The sequence below is a fragment of the Galbibacter pacificus genome (assembly GCF_029603165.1).
GTDB lineage: Bacteria > Bacteroidota > Bacteroidia > Flavobacteriales > Flavobacteriaceae > Galbibacter > Galbibacter pacificus.
Map to the genome: position 1 here is coordinate 55165 of NZ_JAQSVC010000002.1, position 25964 is coordinate 81128.

Below are 25964 nucleotides of genomic sequence, written 5' to 3' on the forward strand. Positions count from 1 at the left end.
AACATGAAATTCACGCATACTTTTATAGAGCGTCCAATATTGTCGATCGTTATCTCTATTATTTTAATGATAGTTGGCGGATTGGCATATTTCTCGCTCCCGGTTTCTCAGTACCCGGAAGTTGCCCCGCCAACGGTTGTGGTTCGCGCAACCTATCCCGGAGCGAGTGCAGAAACAATTTCCAAAACGGTGGCGACACCTTTGGAGCAGAAAATTAACGGAGTGGAGGGGATGCTGTATATGGCATCTCAAGCAACAAACGATGGCGTTATGGAACTTACCATAACCTTTAAGCAAGGCGTAGATGTAGATAATGCACAGGTACTGGTACAAAACAGGGTGGCCATTGCAGAGCCACGGTTGCCAGAACCTGTTAGGAGATTGGGTATTACCACCCAAAAGAGTGCGCCCGACCTTATGTTGGTTATCCATTTAATTTCTCCCGAAAATACATACGATCAAACCTATTTGGCCAATTATGCCAATTTTCAAATTATCGATAAACTTTCAAGGATCGATGGTGTTGGTGCGGTAAGAATGTTTGGGGGCGACCAATATTCCATGAGAATATGGTTAAACCCCGACTTGATTGCAAACCTGGACATGACGCCAAACGAGGTGTTAACAGCCTTGAGGGCACAAAACGTTCAAATTGCGGGAGGTACATTAAACCAACAGCCTTTAACAACGCAAAATGCCTTCGAAATAAATATCCAGACTCAAGGAAGGTTAAATTCAATAGAGGAATTTGAAAATATCATCATTAGAAACGGAGACGATGGAGAATTGGTCCGTATAAAAGACATCGGCCGCGTAGAGCTTGGTTCTGCAAGTTATGCTACCAAAGGATATTTAAGCAAGTATCCAGCCGTGGCCTTACCGGTATTCCAGCGTCCCGGAACCAATGCGCTGGAAACAGCCGATGCTTTGATCAACACCATGAAAGAAGCATCAAAAGATTTTCCAGAGGGTATAGAGTACCGTATAGCCTATAACCCTACGGAGTTTATTCAGCAATCAATCGATGAAGTCGGGGGAACCATTTACGAAGCCATAATTTTGGTGGTCTTGGTAATTATATTATTCCTCCAAACCTGGCGGGCAGCTATTATACCGATCCTTGCAATTCCTGTTTCCCTTATCGGAACTTTTGCCGTAATGCAGGCTTTGGGTTATTCACTCAATAGTTTAACCTTATTTGGATTGGTATTGGCCATCGGGATTGTGGTAGATGATGCCATAGTCGTGGTGGAAAACATGGAAAGGAACCTTAGCGAGGGCATGGGCGTAAAAAAAGCCGCACAAAAAACAATGAACGAGGTTGGTGGAGCCTTGGTGGCAATGGGGCTCGTACTTGTAGCCGTGTTTTTGCCAACCATATTCTTAAAAGGAATAAGTGGGCAGTTTTACAGCCAGTTTGGCGTTACAATCGCCGTAGCCACCATGATTTCTGTTTTTGTGTCGCTTACATTAAGCCCGGCAATAGCTGCCAAAGTAATGAAAAAGCACGACGATTCAGCAGGGCATACCAATGTGGCCGCTCAAGGAATTGTATCCAAGTTCTTTGATAAATTTAATCAGGCAATGGATTGGATTTCAGTAAAATATGCAAATCTCACCTCAAGGCTTATCGGTATTAGAAATGGGGTAATGCTTATTTATTTGGGGCTTATAGCACTTACGGTTTATGCTTTTTATAAAGTTCCCACTGGGTTTATTCCCGAGCAGGATCAAGGATATTTTATTGCAGTAATACAGTTGCCGCCGGGATCTTCGCTTGAACGCACAGACAAAGTGGTAAATAAGGCAATAGATAGTGTACTTAAGGTTGAAGGGGTCAAGGATGCGGTTGCATTTACAGGTTTTGATGCGGCAACATTTACCAATTCATCAAATGCCGGGGTAATTTTTACGGCATTGGAAAGTTTTGAAGAACGTAAGGACAAAGGTGTTTCTTATGAAGATATTCAACAGTCTTTAAGTGGTTCGTTAAGTAAGATGACCGATGCTTACGTTATTGTCATTCCACCTCCTCCTGTACGGGGAATTGGTAATGCCGGCGGATTTAAACTGATGCTACAGGATAGAGGTGGATTAGGCAATGAACAGTTGTTGAAATCGGCTTACGAGCTCATGGGGGCGGCCAACCAGGATCCCGCAATGACAAACGTATTTACATTTTTTAATACCAGTTCGCCACAATTGTTTTTTGACCTTGATAAAGAAAAAGCTCAAAAATTGGGCGTTCCCATTGAAGAAGTTTCAAGTGCCTTGGAAGTTTATCTGGGCTCTGCCTTTGTAAACGACTTTAACTTGCAGGGTAAAACCTTTAGGGTAACGGCACAGGCCGATGGCGAATTTAGATATACGCCCGAGGATTTAGAGCATATTAGGGTACGTAACAAATACGGAAACATGATTCCGCTAAGTGCCGTTGGCGATCTAAAAAATATTTCGGGGCCGGCACGGGTACCACGGTATAATTTATATCCTTCTCTTGCATTAACCGGAAATACTACGCCTGGGCATAGTTCCGGGGAATCCTTGGACGCCATGGAGCGTTTGGCCGACCAGATATTGCCCGAAGGGATTGATTACGAATGGACAGAGATTGCCTATCAGCAAAAAAGTACCGGAAATACGGCAGGAATTGCCTTTGCACTGGCCGTTTTGTTTGTGTTCCTCCTTTTGGCCGCACAATACGAAAGCTGGGTATTACCTTTGGCAGTAATCCTTATTGTACCAATGTGTTTGCTCTCTGCAATGTTTGGAGTAGGCATAATGGGCATGGACAATAATATTTTAACACAAATTGGTTTGGTTGTTCTGGTGGGGCTTGCCAGTAAAAATGCCATTTTAATTGTAGAATTTGCAAAACAGCTTGAAGACAGAGGCTACAATTTGCAACAGGCTGCAAAAGAAGCGGCAAGATTGAGGCTAAGACCCATTTTAATGACTGCCTTTGCCTTTATATTGGGGGTAATCCCATTGGTTACGGCTACAGGGGCAGGTGCAGAAATGAGGCGTTCCCTTGGTACAGCAGTATTTAGCGGAATGTTGGGTGTAACCTTGTTTGGACTGTTGTTTACGCCCGTGTTTTATGTTCTCTGTAGAAAAATGGTACTAAAAAAAGCAACAGTTGATGATAAGTAAAAAAATAAAAATGAAACAGATATTATTAAAAACCATATTTATTTTGGCGTTCTTGATCCAAACAATTGGTTATGGTCAAGATAAAGATACAACTGCCACGTGGAAATGGAATGTGCCCCAACAGATAAACGAAGTTTTATACATTGGCACAGATACCATTACCAAAAGTGCCACGCCGGTAATCGAGACAGATAAATGGTGGGAGGCTTTTGGGTATCAAGAGCTGGACAGTTTAATAGGGCTGGCGTTGCAGAACAATGAGGACATAAAAATTGCTCAGGCTAGGGTAGAACAGGCAGTTGCCCAAAAAAGAATAGCTTTTTCTACATTGTTGCCCAGTCTGCGCTTAGAACCATCTATCGCCAGACAAGAGTTTTCTGCAAATAGGCCAAACCCTTTTGGGGGGCAATTGGACAGGGTTACCATTAATACTTTTGATATTCCGCTTACGGTAAATTACGAGCTGGACGTGTTTGGTAAAAACATTGATAATGTAAAAGCAAACCGATTGGCTGCCGATGCAAGTATGGAAGATAAAAAGGATATTTTGCTACAGATTATTACAGAAGTGGCTCAAAATTATTTTTTGCTGTTACAGGTCGATGCCGAAAAGGACCTTTTAAAGGAAACCGAAAAAACAAGGCAGAACAATCTGGAAATAACCACGACCCGGTATGAAGCCGGACTGGTGAGCCAAATTGATGTCTTGAGGGCTAAAACCGAGTTGTCTTCAGTGCAGGTTCAATTAAAAAGAATACATAAACTAAGAACGGAAATAGAGCTTATTTTGGCACCATTGGTGGGCGTGGACGCGAGTAATTTCAGTATAAACAAAACAGAAATAAGCTACTTGCCACCAGATTTAATTTTCTTGGAAAAAGATTCCTTAACAGCCACGCGCCCCGATTTAAAATCGGCTAAGCTTATGTTGGAATCTTCCAAAAGCCTAGTGAAAAATCAGTGGAAACAATTGTTGCCCTCATTCTACGTAAATGGTTCGTTTGGCTATTTATCGGGAGCCAGCGATAATTGGATCGAAAACGACAGCAGGACATGGGTTGCCGGGGTTTCTGCCTCATTGCCAATTTTTGAAGGTGGTAAAAAACGTTCAGAAATCAAGCTTAGAAAAAGTGAGTTAAAACAGGCCGAAGCAGCATATAACCAACGTGTTTTGGTTTCGTACAGGCAAGTAGAAAATTCCATTTCCAATATTAAGTGGATACACGAACAATTGTTGGCTCAGCAGGATTTTGTGCAAGCAGCCAACAGTGCGGCCGAGTTAACCAATGAGCGTTATAGAAAAGGGCTTATAAACTACATTGATGTAGTAGATGCAGAAAGACAGGCATTGGAGGCAGAACAGTTAAGCGTTCAGCTTTTCGGACAGGAGCTTAAGGAGCGGGTGTCGCTTTTTAAGGCTTTGGGCCTGCTTCCAAATTCTGTAGTGGAATAGTTGAAAAAAAGCAACTTAAATAATTCTTCATTCATGGTTTGGATTTTGGATGCCCCATTTGCCGGAAGTACTTTGGCGATGGGGCGCCAAATTCAAATTAGTTAATCATAAAACACCACGGCTTCTGTACCGTGGTGTTTTTTTATATTTTAAAAGTAAATCCGTCTTCTACCTTTTTATCGTATTTGTCCTTGTCAAATCGATATAAATAAGAACCTTTTCTGGACGAGGTCATATCTTTTTCTTTTAATTTAACAAGAATGTCCAGGCTGTTTATTTTATTGATAAAGTTTCTTTTGTCAAGTTCTTCATCCAAAATGGCTTCATACAGTTTCTGTAATTGTCTCATGGTAAATTTTTCCGGTAAAAGCTCAAAACCAATAGGTTTGTTGGAAGTTCTATACCGTAAACGCCTTATGGCGTGGTTTACCATTTGGTCGTGGTCAAAAATTAGTTTTGGGGCTTCTTTTACATTAAACCAACGGGCCGAATATTTTTCAATAAGTTCTTCGTTGTGTTCTTCAATATTAATAAGTGCATAATAAGCCACAGAAATAGTTCGCTCTACCGGGTCACGGTCTATCTTACTAAATCCGTAGAGCTGTTCCATGTAAATATTGTTTATTCCGGTAAGGGTGTGTAAAATTCTATTGGCCGAATCGTCAAGGGTTTCGTTTTGCTTTAGGAAGCCGCCCATAAGCGACCATTTTCCCTTTTCGGGCTTAAAATCCCTTTTAATCAATAAAATTTTAAGTTCTTCATTATCAAAACCAAATATTATGCAATCAACGGCTAATAAAACCTTATCTTCTTTACTATAACTGTTTAACATGCGGGTAGATTTATGCAATATAAGTTTATGTAAACTTACAGATTTTTTGCAAAAATAAGTTTAACAGATCTTTTTTTATGTCCGCATAAAGCTAAGACTTGGTTAAGCTATGTTTGGCTTATCTTCAAAATAATAGTATTGAGATTAAAGTTTTATTTGTTTTTATGGATTATTCTTAATTTATTTGTAAATGTAACATTAACACTTATAAAAATAACTAACCAAACAGATCTTGATAAAATGAAAACTTTAAAAGCACTGCTTGCATTCGGCATACTCTCGATAACGGGTATAAAGGCACAATCTGAAATAAAAATACAAGTCGAAGAGGATGCACCAATCATTAGTAAACATATCTACGGACATTTTTCAGAACATTTGGGAAGATGCATTTACGATGGCTTTTATGTAGGCGAGAATAGCGATATTCCAAATAAAGATGGTGTGCGCACCGATATAATTGAAGCTCTAAAAGCTATAGAAATCCCTAATTTGAGGTGGCCCGGAGGCTGCTTTGCCGACACGTACCATTGGAAAGATGGCATTGGTCCAAAAAAAGAGAGACCAACTATTGTAAATCAATGGTGGGGCGGTGTAACCGAAGACAATAGTTTTGGCACCCACGATTTTTTAAACTTGTGCGAAGCTTTGGGTGCCGAGCCTTATTTGGCGGCAAATGTAGGCAGCGGTACTGTCAAGGAATTTACCGATTGGATCCAGTATGTAAATCATGACGGGGAAAGCCCGATGGCTAAACTTCGTAGGGAAAACGGCCGGGAAAAGCCCTGGGGTGTAAAATATTGGGGCGTAGGAAACGAAATGTGGGGATGCGGTGGAAACATGACACCAGAACATTACGCAAACTTATACCGCCAATATGCAACGTTTATGAGTAGTTGGAGCAACGATAAGGGGATTTACAGAATTGCTTCTGGGGCAAATGTCGATGATTATCATTGGACAGAAGTTTTAATGCGCGACATTCCAAAACACCTTATTGAAGGAGTTGCCCTTCACTCGTATTCCGTAATCGATTGGAACAATAAAAGTTCTGCAACCGATTTTAGCGAAGAAGAGTACTTTTTAACTATGAAGGAGGCTTTAAAAATGGACGAGCTTGTTACCAAACATACGGCCATTATGGACAAATACGACCCAGACCGCAAAATAGACCTTGTTGTAGACGAATGGGGCGGTTGGTACGATGTGGAAGAGGGCACCAACCCTGGGTTTTTATATCAACAAAATACCATGCGCGATGCCATGATTGCAGGCGCGACACTCAATATTTTTAACAACCACAGCGAGCGGGTAAAGATGGCCAACCTTGCACAAACGGTCAATGTGCTACAGGCCGTAATACTAACCAACGAAAAGAAAATGTTGCTTACGCCCACTTATTATGTAATGAAAATGTATACCGTACACCACGATGCACAACTCTTGCCAATATCTTTTGAATCACCAAAATATAAAGTTGATGGAAAATCGTTGCCCGCCATATCGGCTTCTGCATCAAAAGACAGTAACAATACTGTTCACGTTTCCTTGGTAAATATAGATGCCCATAAAACAAACACAGTTACCGTAAATATGAACGGATTGAACATAAAAAATGTATCGGCAACAATTTTAAGTTCCGAGAAACTTCAGGATCACAATACTTTTGAGGAACCAAATAAGGTCCAGTCCAAGGAGTTTAAGGACTTTAAATTGAAAAAAGGAATGTTAAGTGTGGATTTGCCTCCTTTTTCTGTGGTTGTGATTGAAGGTAAATAGCCAATAAGCAAGTGTGAAATTATGAAACGAATTACAAAAATATATGTATTAATTCCTTTTTTGAGTTTTTGTTTAGTTGCGTGTAATTCTTCAGAAGAAAAAAAAGAGGAACAAGAAAAAATAGAAGGGTACCAAATAGAATCGGTTAACATTCAGCATGTAAAATTAAACGATGATTTCTGGCTTCCCATTATTGAAAAAGTTCAGAACAAAACAATTGAATATGCACTGGAAAAATGCGAGCAAGAAGGGCGGTTAGATAACTTTCTTGTGGCTGGAGGAAAAATGGAAGGCGAGGTAAAAGGCGCCATGCCCTTTGACGATACCGATGTTTATAAAATTATTGAGGGGGCTTCTTATTCGTTAATTAGTACCCCAAATCCACAACTTGAAAAAATATTGGATTCCCTGATAAGTATTGTAAAAGTAGGGCAGGAAAAAGATGGTTACTTAACTACATGGCGAACCATAAATCCAGCGCATCCGCCAGCAACATGGGTAAACGTTGACCAAGGAAAGCGTTGGGAATCTTTAGAGGCTAGCCATGAATTATACAACGCAGGGCATTTATATGAAGCTGCCGCGGCACATTTTGAAGCAACCGGAAAGAAAAACTTTTTGGAAATTGCATTAAAGAACGCCGATTTAATGGTGAAGACCTTTGGTCCGGAAGAAGGCAAAATACATACAGTTCCAGGACATCAAATTATTGAAACCGGATTGATAAGACTGTACAGAATTACCGATAAAAAAGAATATTTAAATCTAGCTAAGTATTTTCTTGACGGAAGAGGGCACCATGAAGGAAGAAAAGATTTTGGTCCATATACCCAAGACCATATTCCGGTAGTTCAACAAGATGAAGTAGTGGGGCATGCTGTAAGGGCAGTTTATATGTATGCGGGAATGACCGATATTGCCGCAATTGAAAACGATACGGCATATGCAAAAGCAATAAGCAAGCTTTGGGAGAATATGGTCAACAAAAAAATGTACATTACCGGTGGAATAGGCGCGAAACATGAAGGAGAGGCTTTTGGAGAAAATTACGAACTTCCAAACTTAACGGCATACAGCGAAACCTGTGCCGCCATTGGAGATGTGTATTGGAATCATAGATTGCACAATATGACCGGAGATGTAAAATATTTCGATGTAATCGAAAGAACGTTATACAATGGTTTAATCTCCGGACTTTCACTCGATGGTACTCAATTTTTCTATCCAAATGCATTGGAATCAGATGGGGTCTACAAATTTAATAGGGGTGCATGTACACGGCAGGATTGGTTTGATTGCTCTTGTTGTCCAACCAACGTTATTCGGTTTATCCCTTCCTTGCCGGGGCTAATTTATTCTAAAACAGCCGATACCGTTTTTGTTAATTTATATGCATCCAATCATGCAAAAATTAACCTAGCGCATACAAATCTGGAAATTGCCCAGGAAACCGCTTATCCGTGGAACGGAAATGTAAAATTAACGGTCACTCCCGAAACCGAATCAAACTTTACCCTAAAATTAAGGATTCCAGGCTGGGCCAGAAACGAAGTACTCCCGGGAACACTGTATTCATACAAAAAGAAAGTACATGCAACACCACAAATAAAGGTGAATGGAGAACAGGTTGAGGCTTCCATCAAAAATGGATACATAACGCTTACACGAAACTGGAAAAAAGGAGAAACCATTAACTTAAACATTCCTATGGAAGTTCGTGAAGCATTGGCCAATGAAAAGGTTGAAGAAGACCGAAACAAGGTTGCTTTGGAATATGGCCCAATGGTCTATGCTGTGGAAGAGATTGATAACAAAGAAAATTTTGATGGCATTTCAATTTCAGAAAATGAAAGTTTTCAGGTAAAAAAGGAAGATAACCTGTTAGGCGGGGTGAATGTTCTAGAAAATGAAAAATTAAAAGCCATTCCATACTACGCATGGTCAAATCGAGGAATTGGAAAGATGAAGGTGTGGCTACCGTTACAATTACAATCTATAAAAGAATCTAAATAAAGCAAGGAGTTAAATTGGCTCCTTATTCTATAAACGTTTCAAATTGAAAATTAATTGATGCAATGAGCGCGAACAAATCATACGTAATCGGGTTGGATTATGGTACAGACTCCGTAAGGGCCGTACTGTTAAATGCTGCCAATGGCGAAGAAATGGCCACCGATGTTGCATACTACCAAAGATGGAAACAAAAATTATATTGTAACGCATCCAAGAACCGGTTTCGCCAGCATCCCTTAGATCATATCGAAGGGTTGGAGCAGACCATAAAAACGGTAGTTTCAACTACTGGAGTCGATCCCAAAACTATAAAAGGCATCTGTATCGATACCACGGGTTCGTCCCCCATGCCGCTTTCCAAAGATGGTAACCCCCTTGCGTTGTTGCCGGAATTTGCCGAGAACCCAAACGCCATGATGGTACTGTGGAAAGACCATACCGCCATAGAAGAGGCCAACGAAATCAACGGGCTTTCCAGAAGTTGGGGCGGCCGGGATTTTACCGAATTCGAAGGGGGCATATATTCTTCCGAATGGTTCTGGGCAAAAATACTCCATGTTGCAAGGGAAGATGAAAAAGTTAAAAATGCCGCTTATACATGGATGGAACACTGCGATTACATTACCTATTTACTGTCGGACGAAAAAGACCTGAAAAGTTTCAAGCGAAGCCGTTGCGCAGCCGGGCATAAGGCCATGTGGCACCAAAACTGGGGCGGGCTCCCACCAGAAAAATTCTTGGGGAAGCTGGATCCTTATCTGGCCGAATTAAGGGGACGGCTTTATGACGAAACCTACACTTCTGATACGGTTGCGGGAAACCTGAACGCCGAATGGGCCGAAAGGTTGGGGTTAACAACCGAAACGGTCGTAGCCGTGGGTACCTTTGATGCCCATGCAGGAGCCGTTGGAGCAAAAATAGATAAACACACGCTTGTACGCGTTATGGGGACTTCGACCTGCGATATTATTGTAGCTGATGAAAATTTGATTAAAGAGAAAGCCGTAAAAGGTATTTGCGGCCAGGTAGACGGCTCCGTAATTCCCGGAATGGTGGGGCTGGAGGCCGGTCAATCGGCGTTCGGCGATTTGTTGGCCTGGTTTAAGGACGTGCTTTCATGGCCTTTGAGCAATTTGGTGTACACCGCAGAAAGTATTTCAGAAATTCAAAAAGCGGGTCTAAAGAAAGAAATAGAGGGGAACTTTATCAAGGAACTGTCTATAGCCGCTGAAAATATCCCGTTGGAAGAAAGTATACCTACCGCATTGGATTGGATCAACGGCAGGAGGACGCCCGATGCCGATCAGGGATTAAAAGCCGCCATGATGGACCTGAGCTTGGGAACCAAGGCACCTCATGTCTTTAAGGCACTGGTAAATGCCATCTGTTTTGGCGCCAAAAAAATAGTTGACCGTTTTGAAGAAGAAGGGGTCAAGATCAATACCGTTATCGGGATTGGCGGAGTTGCCCGGAAATCCCCTTTTATCATGCAAACGCTCGCCAACGTGTTGAACATGCCCATAAAAATAGCGGCATCCGATCAGGCACCTGCTCTGGGGGCCGCCATATACGCCTCGGTAGCCGCAGGTATCTATAAAGATGTAATTGAAGCGAGTAAGCATTTGGGAAGCGATTTTGAGGCCGAATACCATCCGCAGGAAGGTCAAGTGGAAGTTTATAAAAACTTATTGGCCTCTTATTCGGGGCTTTCGGCATATATAGAAAACAGTACGTCCAATAGATATAATCAGTAGTTATGGAATCTAAATACAAAGAATTGAAAAGGGAATGTTATGGGGCCAATATGGAACTGAACGCACTGGACCTGGTAATCTACACCTTTGGAAATGTGAGCGCCGTTGACAGAAAGAACATGGTCTTTGCCATAAAGCCGAGCGGTGTTCCCTATGAAAAGCTGAAACCGGAGGATATTGTTATCGTCGATTTTGACAACAATATTGTCGAGGGGGAAATGCGCCCCTCTTCCGATACCAAGACCCATGCCTATTTGTACAAACATTGGCAAGATATTGGCGGCATTGCGCATACACATGCTACTTACTCGGTGGCCTGGGCACAGGCGCATATGGACATTCCTATTTTCGGCACGACACATGCCGATCATTTGGTAGCCGATATCCCTTGCGCACCGCCAATGAAAGATGAATTGATCGAAGGGAACTACGAGCACAATACCGGGATCCAGATTTTAGATTGCTTCAAGCACAAGAACATCTCGCACAAGGAAGTGCAAATGGTTTTGTTGGGCAACCACGGACCCTTTACATGGGGAGATTCGGCCTCGAAGGCAGTCTACAACAGCAAAGTATTGGAAGAAGTGGCCAAAATGGCCTATTTAACGCTTCAAATCAACCCGAACGCGCCACGGTTAAAAGATTCACTTATAAAAAAACATTACGAACGTAAGCATGGCAAAGATGCCTATTACGGTCAGAAATAATATTAAAACACAATTAATGATTTCAACAGAAAAAGAAATATGGTTCGTAACGGGAAGCCAGCATTTATACGGACCTGAAACGCTTAAACAGGTAGCATCAAACGCAGGGACCATTGCAAAAGGCCTAGGCGCATCGCCACATATCGACCTAAAAATTGTAAATAAGAACATCGTTACCACGCCCGACGAGATAACCGCTATTTGCATTGAGGCGAACACGGCCGAAAATTGCATCGGGATCATTACGTGGATGCATACGTTTTCCCCGGCCAAAATGTGGATTGCCGGTCTCAACATCCTAAAAAAGCCATTGTGCCATTTACACACGCAGTTCAATGCGGAAATCCCTTGGAAAGATATCGATATGGATTTTATGAACCTGAACCAATCGGCGCACGGCGACCGGGAGTTTGGGTTCATGATGTCCAGGATGCGCCAAAAGAGGAAGGTAATCGTAGGCCATTGGAAGTCGGAAAGCGTACAAAAACAATTAGGGGTCTGGACACGCGTGGCCTTGGGCTGGGACGAGCTACGGCACATGAAAGTTGCCCGGATCGGAGATAATATGCGGCAGGTTGCCGTAACGGAAGGAGATAAGGTGCAGGCGCAGGTCCGTTTTGGGATGGCGGTAAACGGTTACGATCCGTCCGATGTGGTAAAACATATCGATGCCGTTACCGAAAAACAGTTAGATGGACTGCTCGATGTGTACGCATCAACGTACAATTTGACAGAACCGCTTAAAAAAGGTGGCGCAAAACGCCAATCGCTTATCGATGCCGCCAAAATAGAATTGGGGCTCCGTGCCTTTTTGGACGAAGGTGGATTTAAGGCCTTTACCGATACTTTTGAAAATCTGGGAGCTTTAAAACAATTGCCGGGAATTGCCGTACAGCGGTTAATGGCCGACGGATATGGTTTTGGCGCCGAAGGCGATTGGAAAACGGCAGCTATGTTGCGAGCCATGAAAGTGATGGCACAGGGACTGGACGGGGGGACCTCGTTCATGGAAGATTATACCTACCATTTCACGCCCGAAAAATCGTATGTGCTGGGCTCGCACATGCTCGAAATCTGTGCCTCGATTGCCGACGGAAAGATCTCGTGCGAAGTGCATCCGTTGGGGATTGGCGGGAAAGAAGACCCCGTGCGTTTGGTGTTCGGTTCACCGGCTGGTCCTGCCATTAATGCATCGTTGATAGATATGGGGAACCGTTTCAGGTTGATCGTCAACGAAGTAGAAGCCGTGAAGCCAATGGGGGAATTGCCAAAGCTGCCCGTGGCTAGGGTACTTTGGGATTGCAAACCAAATCTTGAAGAGGCGACTACCGCATGGATTTTGGCGGGCGGCGCGCATCATACGGTATATTCGCAGGCACTTTCAACGGTTTATATGGAAGATTTTGCAGATATTGCCGGAATAGAACTCTTGGTAATTGATGCCAATACCAATATCCGGGAATTTAAAAACACGCTTAATGCCAACGAAGCATATTATCACTTGTTTCAACATGCAATGTAACCGCCTAAACCTAAAATAAATTATGAATATGTCTAAACGAAGTCTAAAATATGTTCTGCTTTTGTGCTTGGCACTTGTTTTCACTCAGTGTAAAACAAAAACAGAAAATGCATCTGATAACCAAGAACAAAATTCAACCAAAGGAATGACTACAAAGCATCAAATTTCAACATCCGAATTTGGTAAGCTTCCGTCCGGAGAAAAAATAACAAAATATCGACTTGTTAATGAAAATGGAATGGAAGTGGATATTATCAATTATGGTGGGATTATTACCAATTTGAAAGTTCCCGATAAAAATGGAGTTAATAAAGATGTTGTTTTAGGATTTAACTCTTTGGATGGATATTTAACCCCATCTCCTTATTTTGGGGCTATTATTGGTCGCTACGGAAATAGGATTGCCGGCGGGAAATTCGTAATCGATGGTAAAGAGTATACCTTGGCGTTAAACGATGGAAAAAACCATTTGCACGGGGGTAACAAGGGCTTTGATAAAGTGGTTTGGGAAGCAACCCAAATTTCTAATTCAAAATCGGTTTCCCTACAATTATCTTATTTAAGCAAGGATATGGAAGAAGGCTATCCAGGGAATTTAAAAACCACGGTTACCTATACGCTCGACAATTCTAATTCCTTGAAGGTGAAGTATGAAGCTACTTCCGATAAAAAAACGGTAGTGAACTTAACCCAGCATTCGTATTTTAATTTATCGGGGGATTTTTCAAAGAAGATATTAGATCATCAAATAATGATTAATGCTGATGCTTTTTTACCTGTTGATGCCACTTTAATTTCAACCGGGGAATTTCGAAAGGTAAAAGGAACCCCTTTCAATTTTACTTCGGCAAAAGCCATCGGAAAAGAAATCAATAGCGAAAACGAACAACTAAAACGTGGTTTGGGGTACGATCATTGTTGGGTATTAAAAGACCAAGACAAAGGACAGCGATTGGCGGCAACGGCATACGATCCTAAAAGTGGCAGGTTTATGGAAGTATTTACCGATCAACCTGGCATACAGTTTTACACCGGAAATTTTTTAGACGGCACCTTGCCGGCCAAAGGAGGCGGAACCTACGCAAAACGTACCGGTTTTTGTTTGGAAACCCAACATTTCCCCGATTCGCCAAACCAAAAAGACTTTCCATCGGTATTGTTAAGCCCAGGGGAAAAATACCAAACCGAAACTTCTTTTAAATTTTCCGTGAAATAGCTATTATAAACTTGTTATAACTTAAAAATGAAAACTTTAGATACACTCGATTGGATTTGTATTGCTTTTTATTTCTTGATTTTGGTTGGGATTGCAATATGGATCATCAGAAAAAAACAAAACAACACAGAAGATTACTTTCTTGCCGGCCGTAATGTGGGCTGGTTTGTTGTTGGTGCTTCTATTTTTGCCTCCAATATTGGTTCGGAACACGTTGTTGGTCTGGCCGGTGCCGGGGCTGGAAACAAACTGCCAATGCTTATTTACGAAATCCAAGCTTGGGTGGTATTAATTCTCGGTTGGGTATTCCTGCCTTTTTATGCCCGTAGCGGCGTATTTACCATGCCCGAATTTTTAGAAAAGCGTTTTGATGCGCGTTCGCGTTGGGTGCTTTCGGTTTTTTCCATTATAGCTTATGTCCTTACCAAAATTTCGGTGACTATTTATGCCGGGGGAATAGTGGTTTCGGCTCTTTTGGGCATTGATTTTTGGACAGGGGCCCTTTCAACGGTGGTTTTAACGGGCCTGTATACCGTTGTTGGCGGAATGCGTGCCGTTGTTTATACCGAAACCTTGCAGGCCATTGTATTGGTAATAGGCGCAGCGGCATTAACAATTATTGGTCTGGATCATGTTGGCGGCTGGGAGAGTATGAAGGAGACCGTTACCCCAGAATATTTAAATATGTGGCGTTCGGCATCCGATCCCGAATTTCCTTGGCCAACACTGTTTATAACAAGCACTATTGTGGGAATTTGGTATTGGTGCACCGACCAATACATTGTTCAGCGTACCTTAACGGCCAAAAATATAAAAGAAGGGAGGCGGGGGACCATTTTTGGCGCCCTGCTTAAACTGCTTCCTGTATTTTTATTTTTAATCCCCGGGGTTATTGCGCTTACTTTAAAAATGAGGGGCGAACTGGAATGGGATACCCCCGATGAGGCGTTTCCGGTTTTAATGAGCAATTTATTGCCTTCCGGGTTGCGTGGCTTGGTAGCAGCAGGCTTGCTTGCCGCGCTTATGAGTTCGTTGGCATCGGTATTTAATTCGTGTTCAACACTTTTTACCGTTGATATTTATAAGAAATTAAAGCCGGATACGCCCGAGAAAAAACTGGTAAGAACCGGACAGATTGCTACCGTAATTGTGGTCATTATCGGAATTATCTGGATCCCCATCATGGCAAATATATCGGGAGTTTTATACGAATATCTTCAAAAAGTACAATCGTATATTTCTCCACCGATTACGGCAGTTTTTTTATTGGGGATTTTCCATAAGCGCATCAATGCACAAGGGGCATTTATTACCTTAATTACCGGTTTTGTTGTGGGCGCTATTCGCATCATTTTAGAACTGGTAAAAGGTTCGCTGGACCCCAACGGATTCCTTTTCAAATTGGGCGATATGAACTTTTTGACCTTTGGCGCATGGTTCTTCCTTTTTTGTGTAATACTCACTATTGTTGTAAGCTTGCTCAGTAAGGCTCCTTCAGAAGAAAAAGTAGAAAACCTTACGTTCAATACCATTTCAGAAGAAGAAAAAAATAACAATAAAAACAGTTATAATTGGATCGATATTTTGGTATCTGTACTTATAATTGCCATTGTAATTGGGGTGATGATACTTTTTAACGGAAAATAAATCTATATATAATTGGTTGAACAAAAGGGATTAAAATTATTTTAGTCCCTTTTGTTGTTGAAAATAATCCTTAAATTTAGAACCCTAAAAAAACTTTCATGAGTACTATATAGAAAATCCACGAAGCAGTTTATGCACCAATTGACGATTTAGCGACATATAGGGCAATTCCCACGCAAAGTATTATGTACTTAGATCCTTTTTTATTTTTAAACCATCATGGGTTGCAGGAATATGGCAAAAACAATAATGGTTTGCCTTTTGGCCCGCATCCGCACAGAGGGTTTGAAACCGTTACCTTTATACTGGAAGGCGACATAAAACATAAAGATTCTAATGGATACGAAAGTACAATAACGGCAGGAGGCGTGCAGTGGATGACTGCCGGAAAAGGGTTGATCCATGAAGAAGTTTCTTCGGATAAATTTAAAGAGCAAGGCGGTAACCTGGAAATATTGCAATTATGGGTTAATTTGCCCGCCAAATATAAAATGGTGGAACCAAAATATATAGGTGTCCAAAAAGAAGGCATACCGAAGCTTGATAATAAGGACAAAACCGTTGTTATTAATGCGGTTTCGGGAATGTGGAAAGACACAAAAGGTGGAATAGATACATTAACCGATATTGCCTTGGCTACCATAGAAATTAAGAAAAATGCTACGTATTCGTTGACCATACCGAAGGTAAACAACATATTTTTTATGTAATAAAGGGAAATGTACTTGTAAATGGAAAAAATACAGAAAAGCATTACCTGGTTGAATTTAATAACGATGCCGAAGAATTAACCATTGAAGCACTTACCGAAGCCAAGATTTTACTGGGGCATGCCAAACCTTTTAACGAACCGGTAGCGGCCGAAGGACCTTTTGTGATGAATACGGAAAAGGAAATAAGGGAGGCATTTCAGGATTATCGATCAGGGAAGTTTGGAGTTTGGGAAGAATAGGGAGCCAAAAATTAGGGTCGGCTACATTTCAAAATTAAATCCCTTTTCGGTAAGTTTTTTATAAATATCCGGGTCGAATTTATAGAGTTTTGCAGCTCTGTGCGACACATTTTGCTCTTTCTCCTTAAGGTCTGCCAAGAGTTTCATCTTCAATATTTTCCTTCTAAAGTTAGGCTTGTCCAATTCCACGTTTAAAATTTCCTGGTAGAGTTGCATAAGCTGCAAAAGCGTAAACTTTTCAGGGAGCAGGTTAAAGCCAATGGGTGCCTGGCGTACCCTGTTCCTTAAATGCTTTAAGCTGTAGTTTAAAATTTCGTTATGGTCGTATATTAAATGTTTAACATCGTCCATTTTGTACCATTTCGCATCCGATGCAGTAAACCCGGCCTTTACATCATAATCTTCTTTTTTTATCAGGGCATAATACCCAATGGTAATAACCCTGCCCAAAGGGAAACGTTTGGGGTCTCCAAAGGCTTTTAATTGCTCAAGGTATAGATTAGAGATTCCGGTAAGTTCCCTTAACAATCTGTTTGCGGCCTCATCGATACTTTCATCTTCTTTGATCCAACCGCCCGGTAAACCCCATTTTCCCTTGCTAATACCTTCTGCGTGCTCTATTAAAAGAACTTCCAGCTTGCCTTCGTCGAAACCAAATATTACACAGTCAATAGTAATGGCGTTCATTACCTTTTCTTCAATAACTTTTCCTGATTCCTCGTCGATGAATTTTTTAACCATCATTGTTTGTGTACGGTTGTTTTCAATTTGCATATATACAAAATAATTCCTATACGTCACCTTATTGTGTTTATTATTGACGATTATTTATTTTTAAATCTAAAATTTTGATAAAATGAAATTAATTAATTAGTATTGTAGTCAAATTAACTATAAGTTATAGTTTAACTGACTATTATAATGAACCAAACCAATTCAAAAGCCAAGAATGTATATTTAATAACTGCCGTAGCCAGTTTGGGCGGACTACTTTTTGGATATGACACTGCGGTAATCTCTGGCGCAGTAGGAGCATTAAGAAATTTCTTTATTGAACAGATTGGGGCTAACACTGCCGATGCACAAAACATCATTTTTCAGTTCAAGACTGTAATTGTTTTGTGCTGCATTACTGTTTTTGCGCTATTTGGTTCTTTTTTCTTTAAGTTTTTCAAAAAGCAAACGGCAATTATAAGCTTGACGGTACTTTTTATATTTGGTGCCTATTTTCTTTTTTCCAATTTCTTATCAGAAGCAAATGCACTTACCGAAAACCTTACCAATTCCATTTTGGGCTTCATGGTAAGTAGCGCTTTGGTTGGTTGTATAATCGGTGCAGCTTTGGGAGACAGGGTTGCAAACTCTATGGGAAGGAGAAACGGATTGGTGCTTTCTGCAATATTATTTCTTGTGTCGGCGTTGGGTTCTGCTTATCCAGACACTCTTAATTTTTTACCCTCCGGCAGTTTGGCCGTATTTATTTTATATAGAATTATTGGTGGAATAGGAGTAGGGCTGGCCAGTATGCTGGCACCATTGTACATTGCCGAGATGGCTCCTGCCAATATTCGTGGCAAGCTGGTATCTTGCAATCAATTGGCTATTGTGGGCGGTATGTTTATTGTTTATTTCGTGAACTATTATATAGTAAAGGGCCAGGCCGAAGAATGGATTAATGGCATTGGCTGGCGGTATATGTTTTTATCGGAATGTATTCCGGCCATGCTTTTTTTAATGTTGCTGTTTTTTGTTCCGAAGACGCCACGCTTTCAAGTGCTTAAAGGAAATGAAGAAGCCGCGGTTAATACGCTCATAAAGTATAACGGGGCTTCCAGGGCAACAATTATTTTAACCGAAATAAAAAAATCTTTTAATATAAAAAAAGCCCCTTGGCTAAGCTATGGCTGGGGTATTATTGTTATTGGACTTTTATTGTCTGTTTTTCAGCAATTTGTAGGGATTAATGTTGTGCTTTATTATGCTCCCGAAATATTTAAAGGTATGGGCATGAAAACAGATGCCTCTATGTTGCAAACCATTATTGTGGGAGCCATTAACCTTCTTTTTACCATTGTTGCGATTTTTACGGTAGATAAGTTCGGAAGAAAAATTTTAATGCTCATCGGTAGTATTGTTATGGCCATAAGCATGATTGGCCTTGGTACTGTTCTGTATGCAGAAAACAACGGGATGCCAGCTTTATTGCTAATGTTGCTTTATATAGCGGCATTTGCTGTTTCGTGGGGGCCGGTTACTTGGGTATTGCTTTCAGAAATTTTTCCGAATAAAATAAAAGGGGCCATGGCCGTGGCTGTTGCAATTCAGTGGTTGGCCAACCTTATTGTCTCGTGGACGTTCCCGATGATGAATAACAATGCCTATTTAACAGAAGTTTTCCATCATGGATTTTCTTATTGGGTATATGGAATAATGGCAGTGCTTTCGGCAATATTTATATGGAAGTTTGTGCCTGAAACCAAAGAAAAAACCTTGGAGGAAATGGAAGGCCTATGGGAAATAAAGAAAAAAGTTGTGATAACCACCAAAAAAGCAGAACTGTAACATGTATTATTTAGGGATAGATTTGGGGAGTTCTTCTATAAAATTGGCTGTTTTTGATGCCGATAAAAATGCTTCTGTTTGTGCTTTAATGGTGCCGGACCACGAAATGGAAATGGCAGCTCCAGAATATGGTTGGGCAGAACAAGATCCCAATATGTGGTGGGAGTATGTAAAGGAAGGAATTGAAAAAATCCGTAAGGAACATCATATAGATACAAAGAAAATTAAAGCCATTGGTATAGCCTATCAAATGCATGGGTTGGTGGTGGTCGATGAAAATTTAGAGCCGGTACGTTCTTCCATTATTTGGTGTGATAGCCGTGCTGCCGAAATAGGGGAAACTACATATAAAAGTATAGGAGAAGGGAAATGCCAACAACAAATTTTGGGAAGCCCCGGAAACTTTACGGCTTCAAAATTGAAATGGGTAAAAGAAAACCAACCGGAAATATATGCTCAAATAAAATACGCAATGCTTCCCGGAGATTTTATTGCGGCCAAACTAACCGGGATTGCCCAGATAAGCACCTCTGGACTTTCAGAAGCAGCACTATGGAATTTTAAGGAAAATAGATTGGCCACAGAAATCTTGAATGCCATGGAAATTTCACCGGAATTAATACCGGAAGTGGTTCCAAATTTTGGCAAACAGGCTAAAATAAGCAAACAAATAGCGGGAGAGCTTGGATTGAGTGAAGAAACAGAAGTTACATACCGGGCCGGAGACCAGCCCAACAATGCTTTGTCGTTAAACGTGCTCCATCCGGGAGAAATAGCAACAACAGCAGGTACTTCGGCGGTTATCTATGGAGTAAGTAGCACAGACGATTACGATGCAAACAACCGTATTAATACCTTTTTGCATGTGAATAACCAACTTGAAGAAAAGCGAAATGGCGTAATGGTATGTATTAACGGTTCGGGGATTCTATACCAGTGGATCCGTAAAATTATGTCGGTTTCTAAAGACGAATTAATTGATTACGAGCTTTTAAATCAATCGGCAGGACAGAGCCCCATTGGGAGCAACGAACTCCGTTTTTACCCGTTCGGGAACGGTGTAGAACGTATTTTTAATAACAAACCTACTTTTTCGGGGATTCAAAACCTAAATTTTAATATTCACCAAAAAGCAGATTTTGTCCGTGCGGCATGCGAAGGCATTGTGTTTGCAATGAACTATGGTTTTGAAATAATGCGCAATGTTGGTGTGGAAGGCAAAGTGGTTCGGGCCGGAAAGGCAAACCTGTTTTTAAACCCCGTTTTTAGGGAGATATTTGTTAACACCACCAATACAACTTTGGAGCTGTACAATACTTCTGGGGCCGATGGCGCGGCAAGGGGAGCTGCATACGGACATGGGTTTTATTCAAAACTAGAAGAGGCCTTTAGTGGGCTTGCCTGTTTGGAGCGGGTTTCTCCCGACACCAAAAAGGTTGGTCAATATCAGGAAATATATCAAACTTGGAAGAATAACATATAAATCAACTATAAAAAATGAGCTATTTTAAGAATATCGATAAGATAAAATTTGAAGGAAAAGAAAGCGACAACCCATTGGCGTTTAAATGGTATGACGAAAATAAAGTTGTGGCAGGAAAAACACTAAAAGAGCGTTTGCGTTTTGCTACCGCATATTGGCATACATTCAACAACAAAGGAGGCGATCCTTTTGGAGCGCCAACCGAGGTTTTTTCTTGGGATCAATCCGAAAACGTTATAGACCGTGCCAAGGCAAAAATGGACGCGGCCTTTGAGTTTATGGACAAACTTGGAACTCCTTTTTATTGCTTTCACGATATAGATGTAGTCGATGAGGCCCCTACTTTGGCCGAATTTGAAAAGCGCATCGAAACAATGGTTGAATATGCCAAACAAAAACAACAAGAAACCGGTATAAAACTGCTTTGGGGAACTTCCAATTTGTTTAGCAATCCAAGGTACATGAACGGAGCGGCCACCAATCCAAACTTCGATGTGGTTGCATATGCGGCCGGACAGGCAAAAATTGCCATAGATGCAACCATTGCCCTTGGTGGCGAAAATTATGTTTTTTGGGGCGGAAGGGAAGGTTATATGAGTTTGTTGAATACCGATATGAAACGTGAACTCGACCATATGGCCATGTTCTTGACCACCTGTAGGGATTATGCAAGAAAACAGGGATTCAACGGTACATTCCTAATCGAGCCAAAACCCATGGAGCCTACAAAACATCAGTACGATTACGATGCAGCAACAACTATAGGTTTTATCAATAAATATGGTTTGGAAAAAGATTTTAAACTGAATTTAGAAGTAAACCATGCAACATTGGCGGGACATACTTTTGAGCACGAACTTCAAGTGGCTGTAGATAATGGATTGTTGGGCAGTATCGATGCAAACAGGGGAGATTATCAAAATGGATGGGATACAGATCAGTTTCCATTAAACACTTACGAGATTACAGAAGCCATGTTGGTAATACTACAAGGTGGCGGTATCAAAAAAGGGGGAATAAACTTCGATGCCAAAGTGCGCAGAAACTCTACCGATCTGGAAGATAAATTCATCGCACACATTGCCGGAATGGATGCTTTTGCGCGCGGACTTATATGTGCCGATAAAATTTTAAACGATACAAACTATAAAAAGTTGAGATTGCAACGTTACCAAAGTTTTGACGGTGGAAACGGTGCCAAATTTGAAAAAGGGCAACTAACCTTGGAGGCGTTAAGCCAAATAGCCATTTCCAACGGAGAACCACAACAATTAAGTGGCAAACAAGAATTATACGAGCAAATTATTGCCAATGCTATATAGCTGATTAATTAAAAACTGACAATTATTTATTATGGAAAAACAACTAAAATCAAGTTTTGCTAATTCGTCATAGGGCATATTAGCATACCGTAACATGACATTTTTAAATTGTCATTAAACCTTCGACAACTTTAAATCCAAAATAATACATTTTTTGGTTTAAAGTATAACATTTATGGCCACATAACGAAGCATCTTTGACTGGTTTTGTATGTAGCTGTAAATATCTATATAATAAAATTTTAAATATTAAAATGGGTTTGCCCACCGTGAAATAGGTACGGTGCTGGTCAATTTATTTTGTCTAAAATTATTAATGTAAAATTTACAATTATAATAAGGAGGCACAACAATAATTATGTACATGGCAAACATTGTAAAAATAACAGCCTGTGCTATTTAGCTAATTAATTAAAACTAACAATTTTTATTATGGAAAAACAATCAAATCGATTTTTAGAAAATCATTTTCTAAAAGTTGTATTGTTCTTCTTTGTTCTGCTTTTTCAAATGGGCTATGCTCACGCACAAAGCGGAACAATTACGGGAACAATAACTTCTGCAGAAGATGGAATGCCAATTCCCGGTGCAAATGTTGTAGTTGTTGGTACCAATAACGGTACCACTACAGATTTTGATGGGAATTACACAATCAATGCATCAGCAGATGCTACATTACAATTTAGTTATATTGGGTTTGTAAGCCAGAATATTTCCGTAGGAGGTAAGTCAACCATAAACGTCGCTTTGGCAACAGACACCCAACAACTGGACGAAGTTGTAGTGGTGGGTTATGGAACCCAAAAGAAAGAATTGGTAACCGGTGCCAATCTGCAAGTTTCGGGAGAAGATCTAGAAAGGCAGAGCACCACCAATGCATTACAGGCACTACAGGGGCAAACACCCGGGGTACAGATTACGTCAACTTCCGGGCAACCCGGCGAAGGGTTCAATGTGGTTATCCGTGGTTTGGGCTCAACGGGAAATAATGCTCCGCTATATGTTGTAGATGGGGTATTGACCAACGATATTTCTTATTTAAACAATGCAGATATAGAAAATATCTCCATTCTAAAAGATGCCGCATCAGCCGCTATTTATGGCTCGCAGGCAGCAAATGGTGTTGTGCTTGTAACCACCAAACAGGGTAAAAAAGGACATGCACAAATTACGTTCGATCATTATTACGGTTTGCAAGAAGTAACGAGAAAAATTGATATGCTAAATGCAACCGAATATGCAACTTTAATGAACGAGGAGGCAATCAGCTCGGGAAGCTCCCCGATTTTTAGCAATGCCGATATCGACCAAATGGGAGAAGGTACCAATTGGATGGACGAAATGTTCGCTACCGCAAAAACCGAAAACTATACATTGGGCCTAACCGGGGGGAGCGATGCCTCTACGTATTCTTCTTCATTGTCTTATACCAATCAGGAGGGTGTTGTTGGCGGTGCCGATTTGTCTAATTACGAACGTTACAACTTTCGGTTTAATTCAGAACATAAATTTTATAACGACAGGGTAACGTTTGGGGAGAATTTAAGTTTTGCATATATCAAAAATAATGGTATTGGCGTAGGTAATCAATACAATAATGCATTGCGTGGGGCTTTTCAGGCCAATCCGTTGATCCCGATGTATGATGCAGATGGTAATTATTACAACACAGCTGATGATGCTGAAGTTTGGTTGGCAGGAATGTCAAATCCGTATGCTTCAATGATCTATGGGAACCAAAACAGGAATGAAACCCAAAAGTTATTGGGAAATGTATACATGGAATTTGAATTGCTGAAAAATTTAAAGTTCAGAACCAGTTTAGGATTGGATTATTTTTCTTCACAAGGGCATTCGTTTAGCCCTATTTATGAATTGTCATCTTACAACTTCAACAACTTTACCACGGCGACACAAAGTATGAATGAAGGTAAAACCCTTATTTGGGATAATTTATTGACCTATACTTTTGATATTGACAGTAATCACCATTTCGAGACCATGTTGGGGTCTTCCTCTTTTAATTATGAAGGGGTTTCGATGTACGGAAGTAATGTAAATTTAGTCTTTGACGATCTGGAACATGCCTGGCTAAGCAATGCCACTAATACCGAAGGGGCGCAAATAACCTTACAGGGCGGCCCTGACGCCCAAGTGAAGCGTATGTCGTATTTTGGAAGGTTAAACTATAACTTTAAAGAAACCTATTTATTGAATGTTACCTTTAGGGCCGATGGCTCGTCTAATTTTGCCAATGGAAACCGTTGGGGGTATTTTCCGTCTGTTTCAGGTGGATGGATTGTTACCAACGAGAACTTTATGGACAGCGCAAGCAATTGGTTAAGTTACTTTAAATTAAGAGCAAGCTGGGGGCAAGTAGGTAATCAAAATGTTGGGAACTTTCAGTATTTGGCCCCGGTTACTTATCGATACACAAATTACATTTTTGGAGACGAAGAAGCAGTGTTAACACCGGGAGCTTACCCGAACAGATTAGCAAATCCGGCACTTACTTGGGAAACTTCAGAACAATTGGATATTGGTTTTGATGCCAGGTTTTTTCAATCAAAGTTGACCGTTAATTTCGACTGGTACGAAAAAACAACCAAAGATTGGTTAATCAGTATTCCTGTTTTACCAACTTCTGGAGTTGAGAACAAATGGATTAATGGAGGAGATGTAACCAACCGTGGGGTTGAACTGGCACTTGCCTTTAGAGACCAAATTGGTGAAGATTTTTCTTATAACATTGGAATTAACGGAGCCTATAACCAAAATGAAGTAGGAAGTATTCCTACTGAAGACGGCATTATTCATGGTGAAACAGCGCAACTTTGGGACAATTCACCAGAATTTTATAGGGCCGAAAATGGCCATCCGCTAGGATATTTCTGGGGGTATGAAACCGATGGTGTTTTTCAAACCGAAGAAGACGTTCAAAACTATAGAAATACAGATGGAACAGTTATTCAGCCTACAGCTGTACCGGGAGATTTAAAATATGTAGATAGAAACGGAGATGGGGTTATTGATGTAAGCGATAAAACACAAATTGGTAATCCAAACCCCGATTTAACCTATGGTATTTCTCTTGGTGCCAATTACAAAGCACTCGATTTCTCGGTGCAAACTAGTGGCGTTGCCGGAAATCAATTGGTGCAGTCGTACAGAAATATGTCGGGTGCCTACGGCACTTACACGGCAGAATTTTTAGACCGTTGGCATGGGCCGGGATCGTCGAATACGCTTCCAAGATTAACGCTGGATAATAGAAACTATACCAAATTCTCTGATATTTATGTAAAAGACGGCGATTTCTTTAGAATTAATAATGTAACACTTGGTTACGATATCGCCAAAGGAGTGAACAAAGAAAACTTTTTTGCCAGCCAGCTTAGGGTTTACTTTTCTGTATTGAACTTATATACGTTTAGCAATTATAACGGGATGGATCCTGAAGTTGGGTTTGGAGTTTCTTCAGACGAATACAACTTTTCTTCAGGCGTAGATGTTGGATATTACCCACGTCCAACAACATATATGATGGGACTAAACATTAAATTCTAAAA

Annotated in this window: 17 protein-coding genes; 15 read left to right on the forward strand and 2 right to left on the reverse strand. The window is 40.8% G+C overall.

What is annotated here, in order from left to right; all coding sequences use genetic code 11:
- The first annotated feature begins 3 nt into the window (after positions 1 to 3).
- Both PSF86_RS04830 and PSF86_RS04835 read left to right on the forward strand, forming a co-directional pair.
- Entirely contained in the window at positions 4 to 3153 is a 3150-nt protein-coding gene (locus tag PSF86_RS04830) for an efflux RND transporter permease subunit (RefSeq protein ID WP_277898928.1), read from the forward strand.
- 10 nt (positions 3154 to 3163) lie between these two features.
- The gene (locus tag PSF86_RS04835) at positions 3164 to 4606 is read left to right on the forward strand and encodes an efflux transporter outer membrane subunit (RefSeq protein WP_277898929.1); all 1443 of its coding nucleotides are present in this window, start codon (positions 3164 to 3166) and stop codon (positions 4604 to 4606) included.
- A gap of 142 nt (positions 4607 to 4748) precedes the next feature.
- Here the strand turns inward: PSF86_RS04835 and PSF86_RS04840 are convergent, their stop codons facing one another.
- On the reverse strand, positions 4749 to 5438 hold the full coding sequence (locus PSF86_RS04840; protein ID WP_277898930.1) for an NUDIX hydrolase: 690 nt from the start codon (positions 5436 to 5438) through the stop codon (positions 4749 to 4751).
- A gap of 240 nt (positions 5439 to 5678) precedes the next feature.
- Here PSF86_RS04840 and PSF86_RS04845 point away from each other — a divergent pair, with 240 nt between their 5' ends.
- The 9 genes from PSF86_RS04845 to PSF86_RS04885 all read left to right on the forward strand — a co-directional run bounded on the left by PSF86_RS04845 (position 5679) and on the right by PSF86_RS04885 (position 17028).
- On the forward strand, positions 5679 to 7217 hold the full coding sequence (locus PSF86_RS04845) for an alpha-N-arabinofuranosidase (RefSeq protein WP_277898931.1): 1539 nt from the start codon (positions 5679 to 5681) through the stop codon (positions 7215 to 7217).
- 21 nt (positions 7218 to 7238) lie between these two features.
- Positions 7239 to 9230, forward strand: a complete 1992-nt coding sequence (locus PSF86_RS04850; protein ID WP_277898932.1) for a glycoside hydrolase family 127 protein — start codon at positions 7239 to 7241, stop codon at positions 9228 to 9230.
- A 62-nt stretch (positions 9231 to 9292) separates the two neighbouring features.
- Positions 9293 to 10984: a ribulokinase gene (locus tag PSF86_RS04855; RefSeq protein ID WP_277898933.1), complete on the forward strand. Its 1692-nt coding sequence runs from the start codon at positions 9293 to 9295 to the stop codon at positions 10982 to 10984.
- A gap of 2 nt (positions 10985 to 10986) precedes the next feature.
- Positions 10987 to 11691 carry an L-ribulose-5-phosphate 4-epimerase gene (locus PSF86_RS04860; RefSeq protein WP_277898934.1) on the forward strand — a complete coding sequence of 235 codons (705 nt, stop codon included), beginning with the start codon at positions 10987 to 10989 and terminating at the stop codon, positions 11689 to 11691.
- 16 nt (positions 11692 to 11707) lie between these two features.
- Complete coding sequence (gene araA / locus PSF86_RS04865; protein ID WP_277898935.1) at positions 11708 to 13213, forward strand: L-arabinose isomerase; 1506 nt, start codon at positions 11708 to 11710, stop codon at positions 13211 to 13213.
- Between the two features lie 22 nt (positions 13214 to 13235).
- Positions 13236 to 14429, forward strand: coding sequence for an aldose epimerase family protein (locus PSF86_RS04870; protein ID WP_277898936.1), 1194 nt, complete (start codon positions 13236 to 13238; stop codon positions 14427 to 14429).
- Positions 14430 to 14456: 27 nt separating this feature from the next.
- Positions 14457 to 16076: a sodium:solute symporter gene (locus PSF86_RS04875; RefSeq protein ID WP_277898937.1), complete on the forward strand. Its 1620-nt coding sequence runs from the start codon at positions 14457 to 14459 to the stop codon at positions 16074 to 16076.
- A gap of 185 nt (positions 16077 to 16261) precedes the next feature.
- On the forward strand, positions 16262 to 16786 hold the full coding sequence (locus PSF86_RS04880; protein WP_277898938.1) for a pirin family protein: 525 nt from the start codon (positions 16262 to 16264) through the stop codon (positions 16784 to 16786).
- Positions 16786 to 17028, forward strand: a complete 243-nt coding sequence (locus tag PSF86_RS04885) for a pirin-like C-terminal cupin domain-containing protein (protein ID WP_277899598.1) — start codon at positions 16786 to 16788, stop codon at positions 17026 to 17028. Before PSF86_RS04880 ends, PSF86_RS04885 begins: the two co-directional genes overlap by 1 nt.
- 21 nt (positions 17029 to 17049) lie before the next feature.
- Here the strand turns inward: PSF86_RS04885 and PSF86_RS04890 are convergent, their stop codons facing one another.
- Positions 17050 to 17769, reverse strand: a complete 720-nt coding sequence (locus PSF86_RS04890; protein WP_277899599.1) for an NUDIX hydrolase — start codon at positions 17767 to 17769, stop codon at positions 17050 to 17052.
- A 180-nt stretch (positions 17770 to 17949) separates the two neighbouring features.
- On the opposite strand from PSF86_RS04890, the gene xylE reads away from it, so the two are divergent.
- The 4 genes from xylE to PSF86_RS04910 all read left to right on the forward strand — a co-directional run bounded on the left by xylE (position 17950) and on the right by PSF86_RS04910 (position 25962).
- Positions 17950 to 19590 carry a D-xylose transporter XylE gene (gene xylE, locus PSF86_RS04895; RefSeq protein ID WP_277898939.1) on the forward strand — a complete coding sequence of 547 codons (1641 nt, stop codon included), beginning with the start codon at positions 17950 to 17952 and terminating at the stop codon, positions 19588 to 19590.
- Between the two features lies 1 nt (position 19591).
- Positions 19592 to 21073 (forward strand): xylulokinase, encoded by a 1482-nt coding sequence (locus PSF86_RS04900; protein ID WP_277898940.1) that lies wholly within the window; start codon positions 19592 to 19594, stop codon positions 21071 to 21073.
- A gap of 14 nt (positions 21074 to 21087) precedes the next feature.
- A complete protein-coding gene (xylA, locus tag PSF86_RS04905; protein ID WP_277898941.1) occupies positions 21088 to 22395 on the forward strand; it encodes a xylose isomerase in 1308 nt (435 codons plus the stop codon).
- A 432-nt stretch (positions 22396 to 22827) separates the two neighbouring features.
- A complete protein-coding gene (locus PSF86_RS04910) occupies positions 22828 to 25962 on the forward strand; it encodes a SusC/RagA family TonB-linked outer membrane protein (protein ID WP_277898942.1) in 3135 nt (1044 codons plus the stop codon).
- The last annotated feature ends 2 nt before the right edge of the window (positions 25963 to 25964 follow it).

Coding starts and splice junctions, on each gene's coding strand:
- PSF86_RS04830 (WP_277898928.1), top strand. CDS start 4: ATGAAATTCACGCATACTTTTATAGAGCGTCCAATATTGTCGATCGTT.
- xylE (WP_277898939.1), top strand. CDS start 17,950: ATGAACCAAACCAATTCAAAAGCCAAGAATGTATATTTAATAACTGCC.
- PSF86_RS04875 (WP_277898937.1), top strand. CDS start 14,457: ATGAAAACTTTAGATACACTCGATTGGATTTGTATTGCTTTTTATTTC.
- PSF86_RS04855 (WP_277898933.1), top strand. CDS start 9,293: ATGAGCGCGAACAAATCATACGTAATCGGGTTGGATTATGGTACAGAC.
- PSF86_RS04890 (WP_277899599.1), bottom strand. CDS start 17,769: ATGGTTAAAAAATTCATCGACGAGGAATCAGGAAAAGTTATTGAAGAA.
- PSF86_RS04910 (WP_277898942.1), top strand. CDS start 22,828: ATGGAAAAACAATCAAATCGATTTTTAGAAAATCATTTTCTAAAAGTT.
- PSF86_RS04850 (WP_277898932.1), top strand. CDS start 7,239: ATGAAACGAATTACAAAAATATATGTATTAATTCCTTTTTTGAGTTTT.
- araA (WP_277898935.1), top strand. CDS start 11,708: ATGATTTCAACAGAAAAAGAAATATGGTTCGTAACGGGAAGCCAGCAT.
- PSF86_RS04900 (WP_277898940.1), top strand. CDS start 19,592: ATGTATTATTTAGGGATAGATTTGGGGAGTTCTTCTATAAAATTGGCT.
- PSF86_RS04870 (WP_277898936.1), top strand. CDS start 13,236: ATGAATATGTCTAAACGAAGTCTAAAATATGTTCTGCTTTTGTGCTTG.
- PSF86_RS04840 (WP_277898930.1), bottom strand. CDS start 5,438: ATGTTAAACAGTTATAGTAAAGAAGATAAGGTTTTATTAGCCGTTGAT.
- PSF86_RS04845 (WP_277898931.1), top strand. CDS start 5,679: ATGAAAACTTTAAAAGCACTGCTTGCATTCGGCATACTCTCGATAACG.
- PSF86_RS04860 (WP_277898934.1), top strand. CDS start 10,987: ATGGAATCTAAATACAAAGAATTGAAAAGGGAATGTTATGGGGCCAAT.
- PSF86_RS04835 (WP_277898929.1), top strand. CDS start 3,164: ATGAAACAGATATTATTAAAAACCATATTTATTTTGGCGTTCTTGATC.
- PSF86_RS04880 (WP_277898938.1), top strand. CDS start 16,262: ATGTACTTAGATCCTTTTTTATTTTTAAACCATCATGGGTTGCAGGAA.
- xylA (WP_277898941.1), top strand. CDS start 21,088: ATGAGCTATTTTAAGAATATCGATAAGATAAAATTTGAAGGAAAAGAA.